9 protein-coding genes are annotated in these 10,392 nt (G+C 36.8%); 4 read left to right on the top strand and 5 right to left on the bottom strand.

The window, feature by feature from the left end:
- Positions 1-196 precede the first annotated feature (196 nt).
- Complete coding sequence (locus tag ACJAT0_RS05275) at positions 197-1,045, top strand: hypothetical protein (protein WP_415180805.1); 849 nt, start codon at positions 197-199, stop codon at positions 1,043-1,045.
- A gap of 149 nt (positions 1,046-1,194) precedes the next feature.
- On the opposite strand, the gene ACJAT0_RS05270 is transcribed toward ACJAT0_RS05275, so the two are convergent.
- The 4 genes from ACJAT0_RS05270 to rlmF all read right to left on the bottom strand — a co-directional run bounded on the left by ACJAT0_RS05270 (position 1,195) and on the right by rlmF (position 5,632).
- Entirely contained in the window at positions 1,195-1,359 is a 165-nt protein-coding gene (locus ACJAT0_RS05270; protein WP_415180804.1) for a Lacal_2735 family protein, read from the bottom strand.
- A gap of 627 nt (positions 1,360-1,986) precedes the next feature.
- Positions 1,987-3,240: a tetratricopeptide repeat protein gene (locus ACJAT0_RS05265; protein ID WP_415180803.1), complete on the bottom strand. Its 1,254-nt coding sequence runs from the start codon at positions 3,238-3,240 to the stop codon at positions 1,987-1,989.
- Complete coding sequence (locus tag ACJAT0_RS05260) at positions 3,240-4,583, bottom strand: AAA family ATPase (RefSeq protein ID WP_415180802.1); 1,344 nt, start codon at positions 4,581-4,583, stop codon at positions 3,240-3,242. Before ACJAT0_RS05260 ends, ACJAT0_RS05265 begins: the two co-directional genes overlap by 1 nt.
- A gap of 215 nt (positions 4,584-4,798) precedes the next feature.
- The gene (gene rlmF / locus ACJAT0_RS05255) at positions 4,799-5,632 is read right to left on the bottom strand and encodes a 23S rRNA (adenine(1618)-N(6))-methyltransferase RlmF (protein ID WP_415180801.1); all 834 of its coding nucleotides are present in this window, start codon (positions 5,630-5,632) and stop codon (positions 4,799-4,801) included.
- A gap of 520 nt (positions 5,633-6,152) precedes the next feature.
- Here rlmF and ACJAT0_RS05250 point away from each other — a divergent pair.
- The gene (locus ACJAT0_RS05250) at positions 6,153-7,502 is read left to right on the top strand and encodes a DEAD/DEAH box helicase (protein WP_374003889.1); all 1,350 of its coding nucleotides are present in this window, start codon (positions 6,153-6,155) and stop codon (positions 7,500-7,502) included.
- A gap of 71 nt (positions 7,503-7,573) precedes the next feature.
- Here ACJAT0_RS05250 and ACJAT0_RS05245 read toward each other — a convergent pair whose 3' ends face one another.
- Entirely contained in the window at positions 7,574-8,470 is an 897-nt protein-coding gene (locus tag ACJAT0_RS05245) for a DUF6263 family protein (RefSeq protein WP_415180800.1), read from the bottom strand.
- 846 nt (positions 8,471-9,316) lie between these two features.
- Here ACJAT0_RS05245 and ACJAT0_RS05240 point away from each other — a divergent pair.
- Together ACJAT0_RS05240 and ACJAT0_RS05235 are read left to right on the top strand one after the other, a co-directional pair.
- Entirely contained in the window at positions 9,317-9,841 is a 525-nt protein-coding gene (locus ACJAT0_RS05240) for an OmpH family outer membrane protein (RefSeq protein ID WP_415180799.1), read from the top strand.
- Between the two features lie 106 nt (positions 9,842-9,947).
- A complete protein-coding gene (locus ACJAT0_RS05235) occupies positions 9,948-10,331 on the top strand; it encodes a hypothetical protein (protein WP_415180798.1) in 384 nt (127 codons plus the stop codon).
- Positions 10,332-10,392 lie beyond the last annotated feature (61 nt).

The following is a 10,392-nucleotide window of genomic DNA, read 5'->3' as shown; positions in this document are numbered from 1 at the left end:
TAAAACGTTGCCAGTACAAGGATTTGACTCATCAGTAAGCCTATCGCCAAGTCTTCCAGTAGGACTTTATAGAGTGGTTTTAGCGACTTCTCAAAGAACGGTATCAGTAAACTTTATCAAAAACTAATCGGACCACTCTGATATGAAAACAAATAAAATAAACCTTAAATATATGAGCCCTCTTAAAAAAAGAATTTTGCGTTTATCGCTACTATTTGTTGCTCTAACAAGTATGTATAGTTCTTTTGCTCAATCTGATTGGAAAGCCTCAGTGGGTGCACAGTTAATTTTTGCAGAGTTGAATGCTGATAATGGACTGTTAAATACCAGTTATCAACCTGGGGCAGGAATTAATTTCGGTATTTCTTATGCTCTCAATGAAAACTGGAATATTCACTCAGGCTTAGGTCTGAGTTACTTGCAAACCAGTACAAATATAGATACCTATAGCGATCAAGTAGATGCCGTAGATACTGAAGGTGAAAACTTTGAATTTAGATACCGTCTAGAACAGTATTCAGAAACTCAAAGAAGCACCGTGCTCTCTATTCCTATCGCAGTTCAATACGAGTCTAATGGAAACCAGACACGATTCTATTCAAAAATAGGAGCTAATGCAAATCTTTTTCTAAGTCCAAAGTCAAAAGGAAGCGCCAATAGTCTAACAACTAGTGGGTATTATGAAAGGTTTAATGCTGAACTTACTGCTCCTAGATTTGCTGGTTTTGGTACTTTTGAGAATATTGAATTTGGTGAAAATGATTTAGAAATAAATAATAGCTTCAACGCCTTCTTAGAAGTAGGAGTTAAAGAAAACTTTGGTTCTGGTCGTTGGGTTTATTTTGGGGCTTTTGTAGAATATGGACTCAATGACATATTAAAAAGCAACAATTCCAGTCTCTTAGATTACAATACCAATATGACTACAGATTTTATCAATAACAGTAGTTTAAGCGCAGCACAGCAGTCTACTGGTAAACCATTCTTTGATAAGGTTACTCTTAACACGGTTGGTGTACGTGTGAAATATGAATTTGGGATTTAAGAACTAAAAGTTTTACTTTTTTATTTTAAAAAACATCTTCAGATTAAGTTTTGAATATCTTTTTTTGTTATTCAAAATTAAGCCATTACTTCTGAGGATCTATTTGGATTAAAGAGGTATAATTCAATCAAAACACGATAACCAAAAACTTATTTCAACGCATCCATTTTTTTACCGATCTCATCAGCTGCTGCATAAGCTTTGTCGCTGGCAGTGCGATCTGTTGTGGAAAGTGTATGGTAATCCTTCATGAGTTTTTCATAGTGCTCTTGCAATTTTTCCATCTCACTTTTCTTTTTAAATAATCCGAACATAATCTTATTTCTTAGGTAGTCGAGAAGATACAAACAACTTTCCATACTTTTATCCTTTCAGAAAATAAGACCATAAAATCGGGATCTACAACTTTCAATCATAAACGAGTGTTGGTGGCTAATTTATCAGAGCATATTTGAATCTCTGTTTTGTTCCAAATTTATTTAGGCACGTTTTATAGTTGCAGTGCGGTAAAACGACTTATTTAATTCATACGCGAATTAAATTTCCCCGCTTCTACACTTCGATAAACTCAGCACAGGAAAATTTCCTGATTACTTCTTCCAAATAGGACTTTGAGAAGAAAAAAGATAAAACAGCAATAAAAATTTGTCCTACGTCCCTTCTCAGAAAAGGGGCAAGCAAAGCGATCAATGAGTTAGTCTTTTGTCGAGATGTATTCGGAATCCAGTATATGTTCTCGATATTTTTATATGCCGCTATTCCTTATGAATCCCGACAAAATTTGGCATGGTACTGCGATCCAAAAGTCATTTGTTTAGGAAAATAAAAGGCTGCCTTTGGTGATCAGCTATTCAGTCGTCAGCAAAGTGGTCAGCGCAGGGATCAATGAGCTAGTCTTTTGTCCATAATCTATCATCTAATTTCCCTAATCGCCATCAACTTCAAATATTACTTCTTTTGATAATCACCGCATTTGCAAACCATTGGAATGCAAAAAAGCTAATTAAAAAGGCAGTAACAAAAACATTCATCACATCATCAGAAGTAAAGCTTTTATAAAAGGCTGCTACTGCTATTAGGGTCATTATTCCAGCAGCTAGCGGCATCATTAATTTAGGTTGAGTCTCTTGGTAAAACATGCTCCAAGGAATCATTAAAATAAGCCCAGCAACTGCAACCATTAAAAACCTGAAATCTAATGCTACAAAGTAAATTGCAACCCCTGTTAATGAAATGAACAGACACGCAGCTGTAAAGACAACCGCTTGCTTTTCTTTTTTACCCAGTAAGAATTTGGCATAGGCATTAAAACTGAAAAGCAATTTAGAAAGTGGCCCGATAACCCAAGTACTTATAGCTATTAGTGCGAGTAGTATGACAACTGGAGTAAGAAAGGCTGATAAAGCAGGAATAGTTTCGGCTACATAACTTAGCGCTTGAGTTCCAACATAAAAGCCTATGATAAAATACCATTGGTATTTTGCACCCATATTACCCAGCCAAAATTGATACTTTAAAAACCACCTGTACACAAAATACCGTGCCTGTAATGCCTGCATCATTCCTGCTTGTGCATAAGAATTGTTCGGGTTAAAACGCAATGCTTCTTTGAAATGTCCTAAGGCAGCTTTGTGTTCTCCCATTTCCAGTTTGTTCCAGCCGTAATTTGTATGGGTATTAGAATCTTCTGGGTTTTCTCCTAGCGCACCTTTTAAGGTTTCTTCAGATTCGGTTCTTTTATTTTGTTTTAACTGAGCAGTTCCTTTGGTGTTCAACGCCAGTAAATTGGAAGGATCTAGTGAAAGAGCTTTTTCAGAGAGTTGCTCTGCTTCTTTATACCGCTTTCGCGAAAGCGAGACATAACCCAACATCGCATAATTTTGAGGCTCCTGCGCATTGAGGTGGATGGCCTGTTTTAATAATTCCTCAGCTTCATCATACCGTTCTACATCTAACATGACTCTTGCCTTAGTGGCAAACAAAAAGTCTATAGATGGATCCATACCGATAGCGATGTCTATAAAATGTTTTGCCTTTTTAGGATCGTCTAGAGCAAGATTAACCTCGGCAAGTAAGTGTAGACAGGATATGCTATTAGGGTCCTGTGTAAGTGCTTGGTTTAATAGATCTTCTGATTGAGAATACCTTCTTTGCTGGTAGAGCAAATAGGCTCTTTCGTATAAAGCTTCTGTCATTACTTTTTAATCTTTAAGTAATGAAGGATGTCATCATAAAGTCCAGACTCGTTAGCATATACAGCAAAGTTTTTTGCAGTCGTAAACCATTCTTTGGTGCTGGGTTTATGTTGTTTTAATGATTTTAAAAGATCTTTTGTAGTCAGTGGTTCAGGTATGCCCGACCTGATAGCATCTTCTAATTTATTTTCTATCGCTATATCGATTACTGCTTCAATGTCTGCACCAGAATATTCTGGAGCTTTTTTAGCAAGTGCTTTGGTATCGATGTCTTTAGTAGGTTTTTCTTCCAGTTTTAAGTCAAATATGGCTTCACGTGCTAGCGCATCTGGCGGCGGCACAAAAAGGATGCGATCAAATCTTCCCGGACGACGGAAAGCGGTATCCAGGTGCCAGGGCATGTTCGTCGCGCCCAGAATTAAAAGGCCTTCATTATCATTAGAAATCCCATCCAACTCTTGTAAAAACTGATTGATCAAATTTTTCCCCGCACTTTGTTTCATATCGCTGCGGCTTGCACCCAGTGCATCGATTTCATCTATAAAAAGCACACAAGGAGTATTATTTCTAGCGACTTCAAAAATGCGGTGTAGGTTCTTTTCAGAATTACCAATCCACATATCGAGAATATCGTTGAGGTTTAGGGAAATAAATTTAGCGTTTATTTGTCCAGCAGTTGCTTTTGCAATGTAGGTCTTACCACATCCTGGAGGACCGTAAAGTAAAATACCACCACCTATTTTTTTACCGTAAGCTTTGTAAATTTCTGGATGGAGTAGGGGTTGAACGATCTTCAAATCGATCTCACGTTTTACATTTTCCATGCCACCTACATCCTTAAAACTGATTTCTGGCTTTTCTATAAAAATGCTGGATTCATTGAATCCGTCGTCATAATCATCGTCGTAGTCGTCGTCATCCTCCTCATAATCTCCAGTTTCGTTAGAGGACATTCTCAATTGCTTATCTAATTCATCATCGCTGAAGTCAGGATGAAATTTCAGTAATTCCTGATATGCATCTATGGCCTGGCTGGTATCATTAGATCTAACGAGTGCACGACTGTAAAACAAATGCGTGTCCAGGTCTTTATTTCCTTCTTGGATCAGGCTTTCTAAGATCACAATTGCTTTAGAGTAGTTCTTTTGTTTATAGGAAATGAGCGCAAGTCCTATTCTCGCTTTAGGCTCAGCCTTGTACTGTAGAATAATTTCGTATTCTTCCTCGGCCTCGTCTAGCATGTTACCCAGTCTCAGAGATTCTGCGAGGTGTAATCTCAATGGGATATTGTCTGGAGAAAATTCCAGCGCTTCACGTAAATTTTGAATTGTCTTATCGTCCATTTATCTTCTTCAATCTATAATTAAATTTAAGCATTTCACCTTACTTAAACTTCAGCTGATGCTACTAATTTAAATAAATTATTCCCTCCAGAATATCAAATCGGTACAGTGAGATTTTACGTTTCACTCAGAGGTATTTGTGTTTCAACCCCCTGTGTTTAACTTGTTTTCACGAAGTTTATAGAAGTGTCTGGTTTAGAAATATTTAGTCTTTTCTAACTCTTAAATCTCCAAGCTACAAAGCGCGATTCCTTATGGCCAGTACTCATTTCTATCACTTTAATTTCTGCTTTAAGCTTTTCTAATTGTTTTACAGGTTTTTTGAGGTTTTGCTTTCGCGAAAGCAAACAAGTAAACCACCCTACTTGACTTTTATAAGCCACTGATTCTTTAATCATGCGCTTTATAAAAAGGGCTTCGCCACCGTTACACCAAAGTTCGCCAGCATGGCCGGCAAAGTTGCGTCGCTCTTCGTAGGTGCCTAGCTTTCTTTGCTTATCCATATTTGCTTTTACAGCTTCTTCCTCACTGGCATAAAAAGGCGGATTACATATCGTGAAATCATAGTTTTCTCCTTCAAGAATGACCCCTTTTAATATATTGCCTTTGTTAACTTGATGGCGTATTTCTATTGCATCATTTTTTAAGGTGTTTTTTTTTGCAAAAGCAACACTTTCATTATCCACATCGCAGCCTACCATTTTCCAATCGTAAATATTGTTTCCCAGAATGGGGTAAATAGCACTTGCACCACAACCTATGTCCAGTCCCGTTTTTATTCCTTTCCCAATAAGGTCTGAAATATGATGGATATAGTCTGCACGACCAGGTATGGGTGGGTAGAGAGAACCTTCAGGAAGCCTCCAGTATTTCACCTTATAATGGTGTTTTAAAAGAGCCGTGTTGAATTCTAAGATGGAAGTGGCATCACTAAAATCTATAGTCAGTGCGCCAGTAGGACCTTTAACAAGATGTTTTTCTAATTCAGCGTGAGTAAGGGTTAGTTTTTGAAAGTCGTAACCGTACCTGTGTATGTTTCTTAAATGCATATTGCAAAGATACTTTCTTGTTGACGATTGACTGTTTTTTGTGTCACAAAAATTTCAACGACTGACGATCTATATGTTGACTATCGACAACCGACTGTTTTAATTTATAAAACTTTTCACGGCCGACTGTCCGCTTTTCTTTCTAAAAATATCGGGGGAATTGACGATTGACAACTGGCGTTTTTATTGCTGAATAGGGATTGTTGTCTGTACAGTTTTTCCTGCATCGCAGCTCATTCCAACCTTTCCAAAGGGAAGGAATTTTAGACTTACATTTTGAGCCTGTAGTCTTTTGACTCTTGTGTATTTAGATTTTGCGCAGCAAAAGCGATCTAAGGTCTTTGGTTATTCGTCTGTAGTCAGCAAAGATGTTAGCGCAGCGATCAACGAACCAGTCTGTCGCTATTCTTTTTGTCTTGAATCGTGAATCTTGATTCTTGCAGCACAGCGTTCTCGTTTTGTCATTTGTCGTCATAATTACCGTCGTCATAAATACGTATCTTTGCAAAAATTTTCAAGTATGAAATCTTTTGTAGATCTGAACCTTAAAACACCCTTACAGAATGGAATTGAGGAATTAGGTTTTGATACCATGACCCCTATTCAGGAAGAGGCTTTTCCAGTGGTGCTTTCTGGTCGTGACATGATAGGAATCGCCCAAACGGGAACCGGTAAGACATTAGGTTATATGTTGCCCTTACTTCACGAGCTTAAATATGCTAAAGTGGACGACCCTAGAGTCTTGGTTTTAGTTCCTACACGGGAACTGGTGGTGCAGGTAACTCAAAACATTGAGGAGTATTCAAAATACATGAATTTGCGTGTATTGGGTATTTATGGTGGTACCAATATCAATACGCAAAAGAAGGCTTATGCTGATGGGGTTGATGTGCTTGTTGCTACGCCTGGAAGATTGTACGATCTCATCGTAAGTCAAACCGTAAATTTCAAGAACTGTAAAAAAGTAGTGATCGATGAGGTAGATGTGATGCTGGATTTAGGTTTTAGATTTCAGCTGACCAATATTTTTGATCATCTCCCTAAACGTCGCCAGAATATCATGTTCTCTGCAACGATGACAGATCAGATTGAAGATTTTATAAGAGAATATTTCTATAACCCAGAAAAGATATCTATTGCCGTTTCTGGAACAAGATTAGAAAATATAGATCAAACTTGTTATGCGGTGGAGAATTTTTACACCAAAGCAAATTTGCTCATGGAACTGGTGAGCGATCGCGCGAGATTTCATAAAGTACTCGTATTTGTAAGGAATAAGAAAAGTGCTGATAGACTTCAAGAAGTAATGAGCCCACATTACGGTGGTGAGGTATCTGTGATACATTCTAACAAGACACAAAATTATAGATTGCGTTCTATTGAACTTTTTGATAGCGGTGCTAGCCGCATCCTAGTTTCTACAGATGTTATGGCTCGTGGTCTGGATCTAGATAAAATCTCCCATGTAATAAATATAGATGTACCTTCATTTCCAGAAAATTACATGCATCGTATAGGAAGAACTGGTCGTGCAGAGGAAAAAGGAAGGTCTATTTTATTCTATACAGACGGTGAAAAGGATGATAAGGACAGGATAGAAGAGTTGATGGATTACAAGATTCCAGAACTTGCTTTTCCTGATGAAGTAGAGATTTCTACTCAAAAAACTCCGGAGGAGAAGACTATTGTTCGTGAGATATTCAATCCGCATAAGGTTATTGAAGATCAGCGAGGGGAAGCTTTTCATGAAAAAAGCGAGAAGAATTCTAAGAGTAATGAAGGCGGTAGTTACCGCCGCATCATAGCGGCTAAATATAAAAAGCCTAAAACTCGAGGTGATAAAGGTGTGAACAGACGCCGTAAGAAATAACCTTGTACGATACTAAAAAAGCCGTTTAAGAAAATTGATTCCTAAACGGCTTTTGAATATTTTGTATGTTCTTACTTTATAGTTGTACTTGTTTTAGAGGTCATGGAGATCTTCATTTCTTGAGGCATCATTTCCGATTTCTCAAAGGTAATATTTCCGTCAAGTTGTTGCTCTAAGTTGGCGGAACTGATCCATCCTGTATTTTTATCGATAATATAAGTTCCTTTTAAGGGTCCGGCAAGATTGCATTTTGCTTTCATACCCATTACGTCTGATTCTTCGTTTTCTGATGTTGCAATAGTGGCCGTGGTACTTATGGTATAAAACTCATCGCTAACACTTTCCAAGGTAAATGTCGTAGTAGATTCAAATGGAACTATAGAGTTAATAGTTATCTTTTTACTCCAAGAAGCTCCTATAGACACTTCGGTTTTCGGTAATATTTGAGTCAATTGGCTGTAATTTGAAGTCAGTTTTTCTGCACTCATTTCCTTTTTCATGGTTCCTTCTAATTGGGCTAATTGCATTTCTGGCAGATCCACACCTTCTGTCATATTTTTTAGTTGAGCACTATTATCAAAACTTAATAGTTCTCCCTTATTATTCATGGTGATTTTAATGGGGTATGTAGTCATGTTGTTAAACAACTTATTCATGGGGTTAGAAACGGGGCCATCGGAAGCGATTATTTCACGCCCCATCGCAGTTTTAGTTGTATTAGACATTTTTTTTACCATAATATCTATATAATAAACACCCTCTTTAATATCCTGTACTATATAATCGGACTCGGTAGAAACGGTAGTGCTAATCTCTTGGGGCATGCCATTAATAATTTGATTTTGTTCACTGACAACAGTTTGATTTTGCGGGTAAACGCCACCTTTCTCTAGATTATAAACGATATTGTATTGTGCTGTTGCTACAATACTAAAGCATACAGCGATAAAAAGCATACATTTTTTCATGGTCTCAATTTTAGTTTTAAAGGTAAATTAGAAAATGGAGTGACTTCTAAATTTAACATTTATGTAACTTATGAGGAATTTATAAAAAACCTAAAATCCTATTTTTAAAGAAATTTATAGGGTTAAAAATTTAATGCCATTTTGGTTAGTTGTTAGTGGTGTCGTTTCAGTAAGAGCACCATTGGTAAGCACCGCTGATCTGTTTATCTGTGTTTTTATAATTGAGTTGTAGTAGTGGCAGATTTTTGCACGTGATGTTCAACAGTAGTTGTGACAAATGGCCAATGGATCTCTGATATGGAAGAGAGATGCGGCAGCTGCACTTTATGGAATAAAAAACACAGGTCTTTTACTTATGAATCCAAATACGGGAAACGACCTTGTATGAGTAAGTTGGAACATTTGTGGTTATGCCGTCAATTTTTGAGGAGACTCTTTAGTGAAGGAACAAAAAGATCCATCATACGACGTTAACAAAACTGGCAAGGAGAATTATTTAGAATTGAGATAGCGGCTCTCAACTGTTACTAATTTAGAAGCAGCAGGTTTTCATGATGCGGGATATTTAAGTTTCTTTCCAATTGATTTATTGTTAAAAGGTTGGAATAGGGAACGTGTTAGCGTTGAGGTCAGTCAACCAGCCGCCGTTACATTTGTGAGAAGTAAGTTACGTACAGGTTTCTGAAATGTTTTTGTTTCGCCTTCGCGAAAGCGATATAGGAGCAACAATAACACTTATTAACACTTATCTGCTTATAATTGGTCCAATAGTTGAAAAGTGAACCGTAAATATATCCAAAAGTGTAAATGGACTTAACTATATTGCACATCTTAATTTAAAGAAAAATGAAAAAATTACTTTTAGTAGTATTCCTAGCAGCTGGAACAGCAATAGCACAAACTGGTTATGTCGCTTCAGAGGCTATTTTACAATCCATGCCAGAATTTCAAAAAGCACAAGAGGAAATTAACAAATTAGCCGCTTTACTGGAGGCAGACTCAAAAAAAGCAGAAACTAATGCAAGAGAGAGAATGGCAGCGCTGCAAAAGCAAGTTCAGGAATTATCTCAGACTGCAACAGATGAGGTTGCTTTTAATAAAGAAGTAGAAATTTATAAGTCTCAAGCTGGTGCGATAGAGACTGAATTATTAAACGGTAAAAAACTAGCAGAGTTAAAGTTAGGAGAAAAGCAAAATAAATTAATAGGTCCTATTACTAAGAAACTTAATGAAGCTATCAAAAAAGTGGCCACTGCAAGAGGGTACAAAGTCATCGTAGATATTAATGCCGTAGCTTATGCGACCGAAGAAACGAATGTAAGTAAGGATGTTGCTATGGAATTAGGTATTCCTATTCCATCGGAAGATTAGAGTATGTCAAATTTAAAAAGGGAGCTTCGAAAGAAGCTCCCTTTTTTTTGCTCTTTCCGCACTTAAAATATTATGTTAAAACTTTAGGTATACATTAATATATTTTATGCAAGTTATTATTTTTGTTTATATTTCAAAAATAGTAATTCAACATCATATGGCACCGATTTTCAAGCAGGCTCGAATTATGCAACATTTAGGAATGTTGCTCATTTGTGGCTTGCTATTTATCCAGCCAGTAATAGAAATATGTTTGAATATGAATGATACCAGCTATATCTTAGATTCAGATATGGATATAGATGGAGAGAAAGAAGTAGAAGAAAAGACCAATACAGAACTCGAGAAAGAAAAAACTTTATGGAGCCTTCTGCAAACAAAATTTTTGAACCAAGATCTCTTTCAGGATAGTTCTAAATATTTTACTCAAAATCTTTGGGTAAGTCATTCTCAAGAAATATTGATTCCGCCTCCAGAATTCCTTGCATAGCAATTCTCAGAATTTTTTTCAATTCCTATTTTTCATTCTCTAGCCTTCTTATTTAGGCCAG

The sequence above is a fragment of the Nonlabens sp. genome, from assembly GCF_047636915.1.
GTDB lineage: Bacteria > Bacteroidota > Bacteroidia > Flavobacteriales > Flavobacteriaceae > Nonlabens.
Note: the sequence above shows the minus strand (reverse complement) of the source record. Positions and strands in the feature narration are given on the sequence as shown.